Raw genomic sequence first — 16,828 nt, 5'->3', positions numbered from 1 at the left:
GTTTCTCCTGGAGTGCCCCGCATCTCAAGCGGGACGGGCGCCGTGGGTTAGCGTTGCGTTGGCCTGCCGGCGTTCCGGGCTACAAAAGCCCTGGGCCGCTCTTTAAGCGGCAATTCCGGCGCATGAAGAATGCTGGCAGGCTGGTTCGTGCCCGATATGGGTATTTTCTTCGCCTCCGACAACGGAAAGACGAGGGAAAAACCCGGATCAGGCCTAGTCTCTCTTGGCCAAGACGTCATCGATGATCGCCATGGCTGCAAGAAACGCGGCTTCTATAGCCATTTCGCTGGTATCAAGCAAGTGCGCGTCGGCGGCCGGCTTCAAAGGTGAGTCCGCTCGACCCATGTCGCGCTCGTCGCGGCGCATGATATCGGCGAGGATCTCGGTAAAATCAGCGGTCCCGCCGATGCTCTCGATCTCGGCCAGCCGGCGCTGTGCCCGCACCTCGGCGCTCGCCGTCACATAGAGTTTGATGTCGGCGTCGGGGCACACCACGGTGCCGATGTCGCGCCCGTCGAGCACCGCACCCGGCGGCGTCTTGGCGAAGTCGCGCTGCTTTTCGACGAGGATGCGCCGCACGGTCGGGTACACCGCGACCTTGGAGGCCGCCTCGCCGACCGCATGCGCCGACAAGACCGTCCGGTCGAGCTTTGCCAGATCGACCTGGCGGGCAGCGGTTTCAGCCGCCGAGACATTGTCGAGCGGCAGCGCGTGCTGGATGAGCGCATAGGCCACGGCACGGTAGGTGAGGCCGGTGTCGAGCAGGTTGAGGCGGTAGTGGTCGGCCAGCCGGCGGGCGAGGGTGCCCTTGCCGGCGCCGGCGGGGCCGTCGATGGCGATGGTGAAGACGTGTGTCATTGGCAGACCGCCGAAAGGGTTGGGCGCTGGCCTGCCAACGTACCAAGGCTATTGGTTGCCACGACCGTCACCCGATCTCCGCGCCCAGCGCCGTCATCAGCCCCATGAACTCCGGAAAGCTGGTCGCGATCATGGCGGCGTCGTCAATGGTCACCGGCTTTTCCGTCGCCAGCCCCATGACCAGAAAGCTCATGGCGATGCGGTGGTCGAGATGGGTCTGCACGGTGGTGTCCTTGCCGTTGGGATGGCCGCCAAGGCCCTTGCCGCCCGGTTTGCCGCGCACGGCAAGCGAAGCTTCGCCCTCGGTGCAGTCGACGCCGTTGAGCGTCAGCCCGTTGGCGACGGCCGACAGCCGGTCGGATTCCTTCACCCGCAGCTCCTCCAGCCCCTGCATCAGCGTTTCGCCCTCGGCGAAGCTCGCAGCGACCGCCAGCACCGGATACTCGTCGATCATGGACGGCGCCCGCTCGGGCGGCACGATGACGCCCTTGAGCTCGGAGTAACGTACCCGCAGGTCGGCGACATCCTCGCCGCCGGCATTGCGCGGGTTGAGGATGTCGATGTTGCCGCCCATCTCCTGCAGCGTCAAAAGCAGGCCGGTGCGGGTCGGGTTCATCAGTACGTTTTCGATCGTGATGTCCGAACCCGGCACGATCAGGGCGGCCACCAGCGGGAAGCCGGCCGAGGACGGGTCGCCCGGCACGGCGATGGTCTGGCCGGTCAGCTTGCCCTGGCCTTCGATGAAGATGTGGCGCACGCCACGCTCGTCGGTTTCGACCGACAGATTGGCGCCAAACCCCTTCAGCATCTTTTCGGTGTGGTCGCGTGTCATCACCGGCTCGATCACCGTGGTGATGCCGGGCGTGTTGAGGCCGGCGAGCAGCACTGCGGACTTCACCTGCGCCGAGGCCATCGGCACGCGATAGGTGATCGGTGCGGCATGCTTGGGTCCATGCAGTGTGATCGGCATGCGGTCGCCCGGCGTCGCCTTCAGCACCTGCACGCCCATCTGGCGCAAGGGTTCCAGCACACGGCCCATCGGCCGGCCCGACAGCGAGGCATCGCCGATGAAGGTCGTCTCCATGTCATAGGTGCCGACAAGGCCCATGGTCAGCCGCGAGCCGGTGCCGGCATTGCCGAAATCGAGCGGGCCTTCCGGCTGCAGCAGCGCGCCGTTGCCGGTGCCGCGGATCACCCACTCGTCGCCGTTCTTCTCGATATGCGCGCCCATTGCCTTCATGGCCGCGCCCGTGCGCATCACGTCCTCGCCTTCGAGCAGGCCGGTGATGCGGGTCTCGCCGGAGGCGAGGCCGCCGAACATGAAGGAACGGTGCGAGATCGACTTATCACCCGGCACGCGCGCGATGCCGGAAAGGGCTGGGGATTGGCGGGCGGTGGCCGGCTTGGGGGCGGCGGCGTGAGACATGGAATTTCCCTGGACGGAATGCCGGCGGGCCGGCGCTTTTCATTTGTTGCGGCGGTCTCGTACCACGGTGGGCCGAAATGGTCATCCCCATGGTCGTCACTTCACGCGAGGCCTTTCAATGCATGGTTTTGTGACGCCGGCTTTTCGCTTTGACAGCGCTGCAAACTGTGGTTAAGGGGACCACTCTTTTATTGACGAGGCTTGCCGTGGCAAAAACCGAACTTGGCACAAAACGTATCGACCCGGAGACGGGCCGAAAATTCTACGACCTGAACAAGGACCCGATCGTCTCGCCCTACACCGGCAAGACCTATCCGCGTTCCTATTTCGAGGAAGGCAAGATTGCCGCTCTCGAGGAGGAAGAGGAAGTGGCCGAGAAGGAAGTGGACGCCGAGGAAGAAGAAGGCGTTGAGGTCGTCTCGCTCGAAGAGGCAGATGAGGACGTCAAGGGCGACGACCTGCCGGATCTTGGCGACGACGAGGACGACGTTGATCTCGGCGACGACGAAGATGACACCTTCCTCGCCGACGAAGAGGAAGAAGATGACGACGTTGCCGACATGATCGGCGTCGGCGACGACGACGACGAGGTCTGATCGGCCTTGAAAGCGGGCGTTTGCGGGCTTTCGAGGACTGTGAAGAAAAAGCGACTCTCGAAGGCTTGATATCTGAGAAGGGCGGGGTTAGAAGCCGCCTGCACTAACGGCGCGGTCTCCAACCCGCGCCGGATCTCTTCGCCGGAAACGGCGCCGGTTGACTGCCGGAAGTGGGGCCATAGCTCAGTTGGGAGAGCGCTTGAATGGCATTCAAGAGGTCGTCGGTTCGATCCCGATTGGCTCCACCAAACAGTCCCTCTGCAATTCGCAGCCGATGAATGTGCCGCACTGCGGTCATCTGCGTTTGATGGTCAATTCAGGCAATGCCGCTGAAAGCCCCTCGATCAAACCGAACGAACGAGCCATTTCTCGAGAGCAACTGCTCGCCGGACAAAGTCTTCACTATTCCTGGATGCTTGGAGTCTGAAAGCCAGCCCGATCACCACTCGGCGAAGGAACCGTCCTTGTGGCGCCAGACCGGGTTGCGCCAGCGGTGGCCTTCCCTGGCACGTTCCTTGACATAATCCTCGTCGATCTCGACACCCAGGCCCGGGCCGTCGGGAATGGCGACATAACCATCCTCGTAGCGGAAGACATCCTTGTTGGCGGCATAGTCGAGCAGGTCGTTGGCGGCGTTGTAGTGGATGCCGAGGCTCTGCTCCTGGATGAAGCAGTTGTAGCTGACCGCGTCGAGCTGCAGGCACGAGGCAAGCGCGATCGGCCCGAGCGGGCAATGCGGCGCGACCGCGACATCATAGGCTTCCGCCATCGCCGCGATCTTGCGGCATTCTGTGATGCCGCCGGCATGCGACAGGTCGGGCTGGATGATGTCGACGACGCCTTCCTCGAACACGGACTTGAAGTCCCAGCGGCTATAGAGCCGCTCGCCGAGCGCGATCGGTGTCGAGCCAAGCGCGGCGATCTCCTTCAGCGCCTCGCGGTTTTCGCTGAGCACCGGCTCCTCGATGAACATCAGCCTATAGGGTTCGAGTTCCTTGACGAGCGCACGCGCCATCGGCCGGTGCACGCGGCCATGAAAATCGACAGCGATGCCGATGTTGGGCCCGACGGCCTCGCGCACCATGGCGACGCGTTCGACAGCGGCGTCGATCTTGTCATGGCTGTCGACGATCTGCAGTTCTTCGGTACCGTTCATCTTGAGCGCCAGGAAACCGCGCGCAACCATTTCCCTGGCGCCGGCCGCGACCTCCGCCGGGCGGTCGCCGCCGATCCAGGAATAGACCTTGATCGAGTCGCGCAGCTTGCCGCCGAGCAGTTCGTGCACGGGCACGCCGAGCGCCTTGCCCTTGATGTCCCACAGTGCCTGGTCGATGCCGGCAATGGCGCTCATCAGGATCGGGCCGCCGCGGTAGAAACCGCCGCGGTGCATCACCGTCCAGTGGTCCTCGATCAGCCGCGGATCCTTGCCGATGAGATAATCGCCAAGCTCCTTGACCGCCGCCTCGACGGTCAGCGCCCGGCCTTCGACCACCGGCTCGCCCCAGCCGGTGACGCCGGCATCGGTTTCGATCTTCAGGAACAGCCAGCGCGGCGGAACGATGTAGGTGGTGAGCGAGATGATTTTCATGCGCAGTCTCAGTTGCTCTTGAGTTTCTTGGCGCTGACGAGGTCGCGCGCCGCGAGGTCGAGGATCTTGTTTGCCGCGCCACGCGCGGCATCGGCATTGCGCATACGCAGCGCCTCGACCACCTCGCGGTGCGCCGCCACGGCCTCCATGCGCCGGTCGAGCGAAATCACCGCCGTCGCCTCCAGCGAGAATTTCAGCCCGGTGTCGATGAGATTACCGATCTGGCGAAAGATCGGGTTGTGGCTCGCGGCATAGACGATCTGGTGGAAAGCGATGTCGCTGCGCGAGAAGGCGGCGAGATCCTCGCCGGCGCCGGCCATGCCGCGCCAGGTGGCTTCGAGATCGGCGATCTCCTGCAGCGTCGCGCGCGTGGCGGCGAGTTCGGCAACCAGCGGCTCGATGGCCCGGCGAGTCTCAAGAATGGCGTCGAAGAGCTTGTCGTCCAGTGCATGCGGCGCGTGCCAGGCCAGCACCTGCGGGTCGATGATGTTCCAGTCGTCCTCGTTGCAGACGATCGTGCCGACGCGTGGCCGCGACAGCACCAGCCCTTTTGCCGCCAACACTTTCAGGGCCTCACGGATGACGGTGCGGCTGACGCTGTATTCGACGCCGAGCTCGTTTTCGGTCGGCAGTGAGGAGCCGGCCGGATAGCGCCCGGAAAAGATGTCCGAGGCAATCGCCTTGGTCACGTCGGGCATGACGCGCGGGCGGCGAGTGGCTGTGTCGCCTTGCGGTTTCTTCAAAGTCCCGGTCACCTCAGCCCTCCTCCAAGGCGGCGAACCGCTGGTTTCGCACAACCGGTTCGGCCTTAACGGATGCGGATCAATTGCGCCAGCGATCGCTGGTCAGAGCATGTACATTAATTATCATACCAGATCAATTGACGAGTATGATAAAAGCGATTAGAGACTCCGGCATCCGGGCTGAGCGCCCGGTCATCGCTGGGAGGTAATCATGCGACTTTTGAAGACCGCGCTCGTCGCGGGCGCGCTTGCCGTGCTGTCCGTCACGACCATCGCTGCATATGCTCAGGACACCAAAATCGGCTTCATCGTCAAACAGCCCGAGGAGCCGTGGTTCCAGGACGAATGGAAGTTCGCTGATCAGGCCGCCAAGGAAAAGGGCTTCACCCTGGTCAAGATCGGCGCCGAAGACGGTGAGAAGCTGATGTCGGCCATCGACAATCTCGGCGCCCAGGGCGCGCAGGGTTTCATCGTCTGCACGCCCGACGTGAAGCTCGGCCCCGGCATCGTCGCCAAGGCCGCCGCCAACAATCTCAAGCTGATGACTGTCGATGACCGCCTGGTCGGCGCCGACGGCAAGGCGCTGGAAGACGTGCCGCATATGGGCATCTCGGCAACCAAGATCGGCGAGGCGGTCGGCCAGGCGATCGTCGACGAGATGAAGGCGCGCGGCTGGAAGGCCGACGAGGTCGGCGCCATCCGCGTCTCTTACGACCAACTGCCGACCGCCGTCGACCGCGTCGAAGGCGCCATCTCGGTGCTCAAGGCAAACGGCTTCAAGGCCGAGAACATTTTTGACGCCCCTCAGGCCAAGACCGATACGGAAGCTGCCCTCAATGCGGCGACCGTCGTGCTCAACGCCCATGCCGAGATCAAGAAGTGGGTTTCTTTCGGCCTCAACGACGAAGCGGTGCTGGGTGCGGTGCGTGCCTCCGAAAGCGTCGGCATCCCCGCTGATAGCGTGATCGGCGTTGGCATTGGCGGCGCGGATTCGGCGATCAACGAGTTCAAGAAGCCGACGGCCACCGGCTTCGTCGGCACCGTGATCATCTCGCCGAAGCGTCATGGCTACGAAACGGCGCTCAACATGTATGACTGGGTTGCCAGCAACAAGGAGCCGGAGAAGCTGATCCTGACTTCCGGTGCACTCGCCAAGCGCGACGACTACCAGAAGGTCCGCCAGGGCCTCGGCATCGAATAATCCTCCCTGTACAAACAGGCGGCGGCTCATCCCGCCGCCTGTTTGCCATTCCATAAGAGGATCGCTGCCCGTGTCCTTTCTCGACTTCTCGCACATCACCAAGACCTATCCGGGCGTCAAGGCGCTGTCGGACGTCTCGTTCGGCGTCGACAAAGGCGCCGTGCATGGGCTGATGGGCGAGAACGGCGCCGGCAAATCCACCCTGATCAAGATACTGTGCGGCGACCAGCATGCCGATCAGGGCGAGATCCGCATCGACGGCAGGGTTCAGGCCTATACGTCGACCCGGGATGCCTTCGACAATGGCGTCATCGTCATTCATCAGGAACTGCAGCTGGTTCCTGAACTCACCGTTGCCGAAAATCTCAGCCTCGGTCGTTTCCCTGCCAACGCCGGCATCATCGCCGGCCGCCGGATGCTGGACGACGTCGGCGCCAAGCTGAAATCGGCCGGCATCGACATCGACATGCGCCGCAAGGTCAAGACGCTGTCCATCGGCGAACGCCAGATGGTCGAGATCGCCAAGGCGATCATGCTCGACGCACGCGTTATCGCGCTGGACGAACCGACCTCGTCGCTGTCCTCGCGCGAAAGCGAAATCCTGTTTGCCCTGATCGACCGCCTGCGCGGCGAGGGCAAGGTCATCATCTACGTCTCGCACAGGCTCGACGAAGTGTTCCGGCTCTGCGACAGCCTGACCGTGCTGCGCGACGGCAAGCTGGCGGCGCACCATGCGTCGCTGAAAGGCGTCACCCGCGACCAGGTCGTCGCCGAAATGGTCGGCCGCGAGATTTCGGATATCTGGGGTTTTCGCGCACGAAAAACGGGCGATGTCCGCCTGAAGGTCGACGCTCTCAGCGGCCCCAAACTGAAGACGCCGGCCAGTTTCGAGGCGAGGGCAGGCGAGATCGTCGGCTTCTTCGGCCTGATCGGCGCCGGGCGCTCGGAACTGATGCGTCTGGTCTATGGCGCCGATCCGCGCTCGGGCGGCACCATCACCGTCGATGGCAAGCTGGTCCCTGCCACCGATCCGCGTGGTACGATCCGGGCCGGCATCGTGCTGTGTTCGGAGGATCGCAAGCATGACGGCATCATCCAGGGCCGCTCGGTCGAGGAGAACATCAACATCTCGTCGCGGCGCCATCACACGCGCTTCGGCGTGTTGAACCGCGCCAGCGAGATCGCCACCGCCGAAACCTTCATCAAGAAGCTCAAGGTGCGCACGCCGTCGCGCAAGCAGGACATCATCAACCTCTCCGGCGGCAACCAGCAGAAGGTCATTCTTGGCCGCTGGCTGTCCGAACAAGGGGTGCGGGTTCTCATTGTCGACGAGCCGACGCGCGGCATCGACGTCGGTGCCAAATCGGAAATCTATGAACTGCTCTACCAGCTTGCGCAGGACGGCATGGCGATCGTTGTCGTCTCGTCCGAACTGCCGGAGGTGATGGGCATCTGCGATCGCATTCTGGTGATGTGCGGCGGCCGCGTCAGCGCCGAGCTCACCCGCGACCAGTTCGCCGAAAGGGCGATCCTGGCCGCCGCTCTCCCCGATCAGAAAACCCCCGACGCGATCGCATCTTGAGGACTTTTGGCATGACCGACCAGTTGAAAAAAATCCTGCTCGGCGAACAGGGCCTCGTCGTCATCTTTGTCGTCGCCTTCGCGCTGGTCTCGGCTCTGGTGCCGAATTTCCTCACCGACCGCAATATGCTCGGCCTGCTGCAGTCGGTGGTCACCGTCGGTATCGTCGCCTGCACCATGATGTTCTGCCTTGCCGCACGCGACTTCGACCTGTCGGTCGGCTCCATCGTCGCCTTTGCCGGCATGGTCGCTGTGATGGCGTCGAATTACACCGGCTCGATCCTGCTTGGCCTCTTGGCGGCAATTGCCAGCGGCGCCTTCGTCGGCTTCATCAATGGCGTCGTCATCGCCAAATTCCGCATCAACGCGCTGATCACGACGCTGGCCACCATGCAGATCGTGCGCGGGTTTGCGCTGATTGCGTCCGACGGCCGCGCCGTCGGCATCAACAGCCCGGATTTCTACCAGCTCGCGCTGTCCAAACTGCTCGGCATTCCGACGCCGGTCTGGGTGCTCGCCATCCTGTTTTTCATCTTCGGCTTCGTCCTCAACCGCACCGTCTTCGGCAAGAACACATTGGCCATCGGCGGCAATCCGGAGGCTTCGCGCCTTGCCGGCGTCAATGTCGACCGGACGCGCATCTGGATTTTTGCGCTGCAAGGCGTCGTCTGCGGCATCGCCGGCATCCTGCTGGCGTCGCGCATCACCTCGGGCCAGCCCAACGCGGCGGTCGGACTGGAACTCTCGGTCATCTCGGCCTGCGTGCTCGGCGGCGTCTCGCTTGCCGGCGGCCGCGCCACCATGTCGGGCGTCATCGTCGGCGTGCTGATCATGGGCATCGCCGAGAACGCCATGAACCTGCTCAACATCCCGGCCTTTTACCAGTACATCGTGCGCGGCGTTATTTTGCTGCTGGCCGTGCTGCTCGACAATCTGCGCTCGTCGGCTTTGGGCCGGCGTTGACTCGGGGCAGGGCATGTCGGCTGGAATACTACTGGAAAGCAATCGGCTGTGCGTCGAGATCAGCCCCTCTGGCAGCGCAATCGTCAACGGCCATACGGCCGACGGGGTGCCATTCCTGCGTCCCTACCAAGGCGAGGCCGAGTTCGACGTTGTGCACTGCGCTTGCTTTCCGATGGTGCCGATCGGCAATCGCGTCGAGGGCAATGCGTTTTCCTGCGGCGGTCAAAACTTCACGCTGGCGCCCAACACGACTGATCCTTTCTATATTCACGGTGACGGCTGGCAGGCGAACTGGAAGGTCGAGGAGCATCGCGTCGACCGCCTCCATTTGGCCTTCGATCATCCGCGCGGCGTCGACTCGCCCTATGTCTACCATGCGCGACAGTCGTTCCGGCTCGCCGGCGCGCGGCTGGAACTCCGGCTTGCCGTCGAAAATACCGGCGTCATTCCACTGCCATTCGGCCTCGGTTTCCATCCATTCTTTCCGCGCACGCCGCGGACGACCTTGTTTGCGCCGGCCGAAACCTGGTGGACAGAGCGCGACGGGCACCTTCCAGCGTCCAGGAGCGCCATTGCCGACGATGTCGATTTCTCAACGCCGCGCCATTTGCCCGACCGTTGGCTGAACAATGGCTTCGAAGGGTGGAGCGGCATCGCGCGCATCATCTGGCCGGAGCATTGTCTGGGGATCGACATCGAGGCGGACGCGGAGCTCGACCGCTACATGCTCTTTGCGCCGGACACGGACCGAAGCTTCTTCTGCCTGGAGCCGATGAGCCATACCCCAAGTGCGTTGAAGCATTTCGATGCCGACCCAATGGGGATCAAGGTACTTTCCCCCGGCGAGGTTCTCAGAGCAAGATTCGCAATGACCGTCTTCGACTGGAGCGACAACCATGGCTGAGCGCCTTTCCGGCAAACGCATCTTCCTGACCGGCGCCGCGCAAGGCATCGGGCTGGCGATCGCCGAGGCCTGCCTTGCCGAAGGCGCAAGACTGTTCCTGGTCGACCGCGACGGCGCACTGCTGGACAAGACCGTCGCGGGCCTCGCCGTGCCGCGCGGCCATGTCGGGCATGCGGCAGCCGACATCAGCGACGGTGCCGCGATTGCCGCTGTCGTCAGCCAAGCGGCCGCCGAGATCGGCCCCATCAACGCGCTGATCAACAATGCCGGGGTCAATGTGTTCTCGACGCCGCTCGAGGCGACCGAGGAGGAATGGAACCGCAACTTCGACGTCAACGTCAAGGGCGCCTGGAATTGCAGCAAGGCGGTGTTGCCGGGCATGATCGCGAGCGGCGGCGGCGCCATCCTCAACATCGCCTCGACGCACAGCCTCACCATCATCCCACACACCTTTCCCTATCCGGTCGCCAAGCACGCGCTGCTCGGCCTGACCAAATCGCTGGCGCTCGAATATGCGGTGCAAGGCGTGCGCGTGAACGCGCTGGCGCCCGGCTATGTCGAAACCCAGAAGGCGATCGACTACTGGAACAGCTTTGCCGATCCGGCCACAGCACGCGCCAACACCATGGCGCTACATCCTGGCGGCCGCATCGCCACGGCGCGCGAGATTGCGCTGGCTGCGGTGTTCATGATTTCCGACGAGTGCCCGTTCATGAATGCGGCCACGCTCGTCGTAGATGGTGGGCTGAGCCAGCTCCAGCATCCAGCCTGAATTCCGGGAAATCATGACCAAGAGACGATCGCAGCACTGGTTCGGCGGGCAGGGCAAGGACGCCTTCATTCACCGCAGCTGGATGAAGAACAACGGCCTGCCCGACGATGCCTTCGACGGCCGCCCGGTGATCGGCATCTGCAACACCTTCTCCGAATTCACGCCTTGCCACGTGCATTTCCGTGGCCTGATCGAGCACATCAAGGCGGGCGTGCTGGAAGCCGGCGGCCTGCCGCTGGAATTCCCGGTCTTCTCCTGCGGCGAATCCAATCTGCGCCCGACGGCGATGCTGTTCCGCAATCTCGCCTCGATGGATGTCGAGGAAGCGATCCGCGGCAATCCGATGGACGGTGTCGTGCTGATGGCAGGCTGCGACAAGACCACCCCGTCGCTGGTCATGGGCGCGGCCTCCTGCGACCTGCCGTCGATCGTCATTTCCGGCGGGCCGATGCTCAATGGCCGTTTCCAGGGCCGCGAGATAGGTTCCGGCACCGATGTCTGGAAATTCTCCGAGGATGTCCGCGCCGGCGTGATGAGCGAGCAGGATTTCGCTAATGCCGAGAGTGCCATGTCACGCTCGCCGGGTCATTGCATGACCATGGGCACGGCCTCGACCATGGCCTCGATGGTCGAAGCGCTCGGCCTGGCGCTGCCGGGCAACGCTGCCTATCCGGCGGTCGACGCGCGCCGCAGTCGCATCGCCCGCATGACGGGGCGGCGCATCGTCGAGATGGTCAATGAGAATCTCCGCCCGTCCGCCATCCTCAAGAAAGAAGCTTTCGCCAACGCCATCCGTGTCAATGGTGCCATCGGCGGCTCGACCAATGCGGTCGTGCATCTGCTGGCGATTGCCGGCCGCGTCGGCACCGAACTGACACTGGACGATTGGGATCGGTATGGCCGCGATGTACCGACCATCCTCGACCTGATGCCGTCAGGCCGCTTCCTGATGGAGGACTTCTGCTACGCAGGCGGCATTCCGGCGGTCATCAAGGAGATTGGCGATCTGCTCGATCTCGACGTGCTGACCGTCACCGGCAAGACCGTGCGCGACAACATCCGTGACGCTGAAAACTACAATCCCGAGGTGATCCGCCCGCGCGACAAGGCGCTTACTCCCAATGGCGGTATCGCGGTGCTGCGTGGCAATCTGGCGCCCGACGGCGCCATCATCAAGCCGTCAGCCGCGTCACCGGCCCTGATGAAGCATCGCGGCCGCGCCGTCGTCTTCGAGGACATCGACGACTACAAGGCGCGCGTCGACGATCCCGCGCTCGACGTCGACGAAGCGTCGATCATGGTGCTGAAGAATTGCGGCCCCAAGGGCTATCCGGGGATGGCCGAGGTCGGCAACATGGCGCTGCCCCGGAAGCTGCTGAAGCAGGGTGTCCGCGACATGATCCGCATCTCCGATGCCCGCATGTCCGGCACCGCCTTCGGCACCGTCGTGCTGCATGCCGCACCCGAAGCCGCCATCGGCGGCCCGCTGGCGCTGGTCAGGAGCGGCGACTTCATCGAGCTCGACGTCGAAGCAAGGAAGCTGCATCTCGACGTGTCGGCACAGGAGCTGGCGCGGCGTCGTGAATCCTGGCTACCGCCCGTCCCGGCGATGCGCGGCGGCTATCAGGGCCTCTATGTCGACCGTGTCCTGCAGGCGGACCGCGGCGCCGATCTCGACTTTCTCGTCGGATGCCGTGGCCACGCCATTCCACGCGAAAGCCATTGAGGCCGACCAGCATGCCCAATTTCCGGCCTGACGATTTCCACGGCATTCACGCCATTCTCTACGCGCTCTTTGACGCGAACGAACAACTGGACCGCGCGGCGATGCGTCGGCAGGTCGAGATCTGCCTGGCGACGGGCGTGCACGGCATGGCGGCGCTCGGCCTGGCGACGGAAGTCGCCAAGCTGACCGAGGCCGAGCGCCGGACGATCATGGACTGGACGGCGGAAGATACGGCTGGAAAAGTGCCGCTTGCCTTCACCATCTTCGGCGCTTCGGTGGCTGAGCAGGTGGCACAGCTTCGCCATGCTGAAAGCGTGGGAGCGGATTGGGTGATCCTGCAGCCGCCGCCGGTCGGATCCTATGGTGCGCTGGAATACACCAGGTTCTTCGGCCGCGTCGCCGAGGCAACCGACCTGCCGGTGGCGATCCAGAACGCGCCGGCGTTTTTCGGGCGCGGCCTGTCATCGGACGAAATCCGCGAACTTGTCACGCTTCATCCCAACATAAGGCTGATCAAGGGCGAAGGCCCTGTCACCGACATTGCCGGATTGATCGAACGCACCGAAGGCCGGATACCCGTTTTCAACGGACGCGGCGGCCTTGAACTGATCGACAATTTCCGCATCGGTTGCCGCGGCATGATCCTGGCGCCTGATGGCATCGACCTCGCCGTGCGCGCCTACAATGCGTTTCGGATCGGTGACGAAGCGACGGCCGAGGCCGAGTACGCAAGAATGCTGCCGGCAGCGGTCTTCGTCATGCAGGGCATCGAGAACCTGATCTGCTACGGCAAGCGGCTGTTCGGCGCCCGCGCAGGCATCCCGATACACGACCGGGCTCCGGCGATGCGGCCCAACGAGACCGGCGTGGCGATGGTGGCGCGCTTTGCGGCTGGCCTCGGTCGGTTGCCTGGCTGAACGGCAACTGCCCTTCAATAGGTCGTCCGCCCACCCGACAGGTCGAACGTGGAGGCGGTCGTGAAACTGTTCTCCTTGGAGACGAGCCAGGCGACCATCGCCGCGGCTTCGTCGACCTCCAGCAGGCGGCCGCGCGGAATGCGCGAGCGCATATATTCGATGTGCTCCGGCGTCAGCTGTTCGAGGATGCGCGTCTGTGCCGTGGCCGGCGAGATGCAGTTCACGGCGATGTCGTACTGCGCCAGTTCCTTGCCGAGCGACTTGGTCAAGCCGATGACCGCCGCCTTCGAGGCTGAATAGGCGGAGGCGTTGGGGTTGCCCTCCTTGCCGGCGACCGAAGCGATGTTGACGATCCGTCCGTAATTGCGCTCCTTCATTCCGGGAACCACGGCGCGATTGACGTAGAACGTACCGTTTACGTTGACGTCGATGACCTTCTTCCACGTCTCGATGTCGTAGACGTCGAGCGGGGCGGCAGGGCCGGCAATTCCGGCGGAATTGACCAGAATGGAAATCTTGCCGGCCAGATCTTCGGTCCTGGCGCGCGCCGCGTCCACCGACGTCCAATCGGCGACGTCCACGATCTCTGTCGTGGCAGCGTTGCCGAGTTCCTTCTTGGCGGTTTCGAGGCGGGCCTCATCGAGATCCCACAAGCTGACCGTCGCGCCGGAAGCGACGAAACGCCTGGCCATCGCGAAGCCGAGGCCTTGGGCGCCACCGGTGACCACAGCGTGCTGGCCGTCAAGATCGATCCTGTTCATGTCGAGCGGTTCTTTCCGTTTGAGCTACTTCCGGGATAAAGGCCGGCCTGTGCAGGCCGGCGATCGCTACATGGTCGCGCCAAGGCTCCATGGCACGAACTCGTTGTCGCCATAGCCGAGCGCTTCCGACCTGGTGCGCCCGCCGGAAGCGACGCGCAGGATCTCGGCAAAGATCTCCTCGCCCTTCTCGGCCAGCGAGACGCCGTCCAGTATGTCTCCGCAATTGATATCCATGTCCTCGCGCATCTGCTCGAAGATGAAGGTGTTGGAGGCAAGCTTGATCGAGGGCGTCGGCTTGCAGCCGAAGGCCGAACCGCGGCCGGTGGTGAAGCACAATATGTTGGCGCCGCCGGCGACCTGCCCGGTGGCCGAGACCGGGTCGTAGCCGGGCGTATCCATGAAGACGAGGCCGCGCTCGTTGATCGGCTCGGCATATTCCAGCACCGCCCGCAGATTGGTGGTGCCGCCCTTGGCGGAAGCGCCGAGCGATTTCTCCAGGATGGTCGTCAACCCACCCAGCTTGTTGCCGGGCGAAGGGTTGTTGTTCATCTCCATGTCGTGCCTGGCGGTATAATCCTCCCACCAGCGGATGCGTTCGATCAGCTTTTCGCCCACCGCGCGGCTCTCGGCGCGCAAGGCGAGGAGATGTTCGGCGCCATAGATCTCGGGCGTCTCCGAGAGCACCGCCGTACCGCCTTGCCCGACAAGCAGGTCCACCGCAGCACCTAGTGCCGGATTGGCGCTGATGCCGGAGTAACCGTCCGATCCGCCGCATTGCAGCGCAAGCACCAGTTCGGAGGCTGGTCGCGGCGTCCTTTCGGCGGCGTTCACTGTAGGCAGCATGTCGACGATCGCCTTCACGCCAGCCTCGACCGTCTTTCGCGTACCGCCGGTTTCCTGGATGGTCATCGTGCGGAAAATCGTGCTCTCCTCGATGTTGTACGACTGCATCCAGCGCGGGATCTGGAACGCTTCGCAGCCGAGTCCGACCATCAGCACGCCGCCGATATTGGGGTTCGTGGCAAAGCCCCATTGCGTCCTTTTCAACAGGTCGTAAGCGGGACCCTTGGTGTCGATGCCGCAGCCAGTGCCGTGGACGAGTGCGATGATACCGTCGACATTGGGATAGTCGCGCAGGATGCCAGATCGGTTGACCTCGTCGGTGATGAACCGGGCGACGCTGGCAGAGCAGTTCACCGAGGTCAGGACGGCAATGAAGTTGCGCGTGCCCACCTTGCCGCTCGGCCGGCGGTAACCCATGAAAGTAGCGCGCTCGGCCTCGGCAACGATCTCGGTTTGCCTGGTATTCGTGCCGAAGACGTAGTCGCGTTCGAAATTTCGCAGATACACATTGTGCTCGTGAACCCAGTCGCCGGCGACGATTGGTTCCCGCGCAAAACCGATGGTCTGGCCGTATTTCACGATCGGCTGGTCCGAGCCGATGTCGCGCAAGGCCATTTTGTGCCCGCGCGGTATGCATGCCCTGGCAGCCACGTCACCGGCTTTTTCGCCGATCTTCAACGGATCGATCGCCAGAAGAATGTTGTCGGCCCCCGAAAGCTTGATGAACCGCGCCATGACCCAAACTCTGAAAAAGTTCTCCGCGACAGGAGGTCGAGAGACAAGAAATGATTTGGAATACTAATATAATAGAATGTCAGAGGTCAAGGCCGGAGACTGGATGAGGTCGTCATGAAAGACGGACCGGTCGCCACGTCGTTGGGGCATATCCGGGAAGCGACTGCCCGATAACGTTCTGGTCAATCGAGATGGAAGACCTCTTCCATGGCCGCCCACCATTCGCCGTCGGCGCGCGTCGGCAGCGGCGTCTGCATGGGGCCGCACAGTTCCCACCATTTGCGCATGGCCGGCGACTCGCTCATCCGCGCTGCATCCCTGGCGAAGTCGCTGCCGTAATACTCCCAGCAGGCGAACAGAAGGTTCTCCGGTTCGCGCAGGAAGATCGAATAGTTGCTGATGTTGGCGCGGCTGATGACGTCGAGCACTTCGGGCCAGACGGCGGCGTGGACGCGCTTATAGTCCGCGATCGCCTCGGCTTTCACGCCGATACAAAGTCCCATTCTTTGCATGCTGGTTGCTCGCGGGGCTTCAGCCGAGAAGGTCGGCGGCGACTTCGAGCGTGTTGCGGAACGACGTCTCGAGATGATGTTCCATGGCCCGTGCCGCACCCTCGGCGTCGTGGCGCTTCAGCGCGTCGAAAATGGCCTCGTGCTGCTCGATCGTCTGTTCGCCATAACCCGGTCTTGGGATAGCGAGATAGCGCCCGCGATCCATCTGTGCCTTCGAGATGTCGACGGCTCTCCAGATCATCGGCAGGCCGCAGATCTCGGCTATGGTGCGGTGGAAGACATCGTCGAGTTGTATCGCGGTGGCATATCTGCCGCGGGATATGGCAAGCCGGTGCGCCGCCATGTTGTCTTCCAGCAATTCGCTGGCTGCCGCTGTGAACTTGGCGGCCGCGCGTCGGGCGCTTTCCATCTCCAGTGCCCGCCGGATGACATAGGCTTCTTCCAGGTCGGCCCGGCTGATCGGAGCAACATAGGTGCCGGTCTGCGCCAGGATCTTGACCAGGCCCTCGTCGCTGATGCGCTTGACCGCTTCGCGAACGGGGGTGCGAGACACCCCCAGGGCCTCCGCGATGGCGACCTCGTTGATGACTTCTCCCGGCTTCAACTGCCCGACGACGATCAGGTTGCGGATCTTGTGGTAGATCTGATCGCGGAGCGGAAGAGCCCGATTGAGCGTCGAAGGATCCAGGTCCATTGCAAATC

Annotated in this window: 16 protein-coding genes and 1 tRNA gene; 9 read left to right on the top strand and 8 right to left on the bottom strand. The window is 63.4% G+C overall.

Annotated features, from left to right (window positions below):
• Positions 1-213: 213 nt before the first annotated feature.
• Both cmk and aroA read right to left on the bottom strand, forming a co-directional pair.
• The gene (gene cmk / locus AC0NIL_RS01590) at positions 214-858 is read right to left on the bottom strand and encodes a (d)CMP kinase (protein ID WP_013528182.1); all 645 of its coding nucleotides are present in this window, start codon (positions 856-858) and stop codon (positions 214-216) included.
• Positions 859-925: 67 nt separating this feature from the next.
• Positions 926-2,284, bottom strand: coding sequence for a 3-phosphoshikimate 1-carboxyvinyltransferase (aroA, locus tag AC0NIL_RS01585; protein WP_013528181.1), 1,359 nt, complete (start codon positions 2,282-2,284; stop codon positions 926-928).
• 206 nt (positions 2,285-2,490) lie between these two features.
• Here aroA and AC0NIL_RS01580 point away from each other — a divergent pair, with 206 nt between their 5' ends.
• Together AC0NIL_RS01580 and AC0NIL_RS01575 are read left to right on the top strand one after the other, a co-directional pair.
• Positions 2,491-2,880, top strand: a complete 390-nt coding sequence (locus AC0NIL_RS01580) for a TIGR02300 family protein (RefSeq protein WP_013528180.1) — start codon at positions 2,491-2,493, stop codon at positions 2,878-2,880.
• Positions 2,881-3,052: 172 nt separating this feature from the next.
• Positions 3,053-3,128: transfer RNA gene (locus AC0NIL_RS01575), tRNA-Ala, on the top strand.
• 191 nt (positions 3,129-3,319) lie between these two features.
• On the opposite strand, the gene dgoD is transcribed toward AC0NIL_RS01575, so the two are convergent.
• Positions 3,320-4,468, bottom strand: a complete 1,149-nt coding sequence (gene dgoD / locus AC0NIL_RS01570) for a galactonate dehydratase (protein ID WP_127368303.1) — start codon at positions 4,466-4,468, stop codon at positions 3,320-3,322.
• An 8-nt stretch (positions 4,469-4,476) separates the two neighbouring features.
• Positions 4,477-5,166, bottom strand: a complete 690-nt coding sequence (locus AC0NIL_RS01565; protein WP_050596413.1) for a FadR/GntR family transcriptional regulator — start codon at positions 5,164-5,166, stop codon at positions 4,477-4,479.
• Between the two features lie 256 nt (positions 5,167-5,422).
• Here AC0NIL_RS01565 and AC0NIL_RS01560 point away from each other — a divergent pair, with 256 nt between their 5' ends.
• From AC0NIL_RS01560 to AC0NIL_RS01530, 7 genes are all read left to right on the top strand, one after another.
• Positions 5,423-6,412: an arabinose ABC transporter substrate-binding protein gene (locus AC0NIL_RS01560; protein WP_024501894.1), complete on the top strand. Its 990-nt coding sequence runs from the start codon at positions 5,423-5,425 to the stop codon at positions 6,410-6,412.
• Between the two features lie 70 nt (positions 6,413-6,482).
• Positions 6,483-7,994, top strand: a complete 1,512-nt coding sequence (gene araG, locus AC0NIL_RS01555; protein ID WP_473573877.1) for an L-arabinose ABC transporter ATP-binding protein AraG — start codon at positions 6,483-6,485, stop codon at positions 7,992-7,994.
• Between the two features lie 11 nt (positions 7,995-8,005).
• On the top strand, positions 8,006-8,956 hold the full coding sequence (gene araH, locus AC0NIL_RS01550; RefSeq protein ID WP_063169847.1) for an L-arabinose ABC transporter permease AraH: 951 nt from the start codon (positions 8,006-8,008) through the stop codon (positions 8,954-8,956).
• 13 nt (positions 8,957-8,969) lie between these two features.
• The gene (locus AC0NIL_RS01545; RefSeq protein ID WP_473573876.1) at positions 8,970-9,860 is read left to right on the top strand and encodes an aldose 1-epimerase; all 891 of its coding nucleotides are present in this window, start codon (positions 8,970-8,972) and stop codon (positions 9,858-9,860) included.
• Positions 9,853-10,632 (top strand): SDR family oxidoreductase, encoded by a 780-nt coding sequence (locus tag AC0NIL_RS01540; RefSeq protein ID WP_275954189.1) that lies wholly within the window; start codon positions 9,853-9,855, stop codon positions 10,630-10,632. Before AC0NIL_RS01545 ends, AC0NIL_RS01540 begins: the two co-directional genes overlap by 8 nt.
• Before the next feature lie 13 nt (positions 10,633-10,645).
• On the top strand, positions 10,646-12,358 hold the full coding sequence (locus tag AC0NIL_RS01535) for an IlvD/Edd family dehydratase (protein WP_224673661.1): 1,713 nt from the start codon (positions 10,646-10,648) through the stop codon (positions 12,356-12,358).
• An 11-nt stretch (positions 12,359-12,369) separates the two neighbouring features.
• Positions 12,370-13,275 carry a dihydrodipicolinate synthase family protein gene (locus tag AC0NIL_RS01530; protein ID WP_027164224.1) on the top strand — a complete coding sequence of 302 codons (906 nt, stop codon included), beginning with the start codon at positions 12,370-12,372 and terminating at the stop codon, positions 13,273-13,275.
• Positions 13,276-13,289: 14 nt separating this feature from the next.
• On the opposite strand, the gene AC0NIL_RS01525 is transcribed toward AC0NIL_RS01530, so the two are convergent.
• From AC0NIL_RS01525 to AC0NIL_RS01510, 4 genes are all read right to left on the bottom strand, one after another.
• Positions 13,290-14,036 (bottom strand): SDR family NAD(P)-dependent oxidoreductase, encoded by a 747-nt coding sequence (locus AC0NIL_RS01525; protein WP_013528170.1) that lies wholly within the window; start codon positions 14,034-14,036, stop codon positions 13,290-13,292.
• Positions 14,037-14,102: 66 nt separating this feature from the next.
• Positions 14,103-15,614, bottom strand: a complete 1,512-nt coding sequence (locus AC0NIL_RS01520; RefSeq protein ID WP_275954187.1) for a UxaA family hydrolase — start codon at positions 15,612-15,614, stop codon at positions 14,103-14,105.
• 182 nt (positions 15,615-15,796) lie between these two features.
• Positions 15,797-16,126 carry an L-rhamnose mutarotase gene (locus AC0NIL_RS01515; RefSeq protein WP_275954186.1) on the bottom strand — a complete coding sequence of 110 codons (330 nt, stop codon included), beginning with the start codon at positions 16,124-16,126 and terminating at the stop codon, positions 15,797-15,799.
• Between the two features lie 19 nt (positions 16,127-16,145).
• The gene (locus tag AC0NIL_RS01510) at positions 16,146-16,820 is read right to left on the bottom strand and encodes a GntR family transcriptional regulator (RefSeq protein WP_013528167.1); all 675 of its coding nucleotides are present in this window, start codon (positions 16,818-16,820) and stop codon (positions 16,146-16,148) included.
• Positions 16,821-16,828 lie beyond the last annotated feature (8 nt).

The sequence above is a fragment of the Mesorhizobium sp. WSM1343 genome, from assembly GCF_055901535.1.
This window is presented reverse-complemented; position numbering and strand designations above follow the sequence as displayed.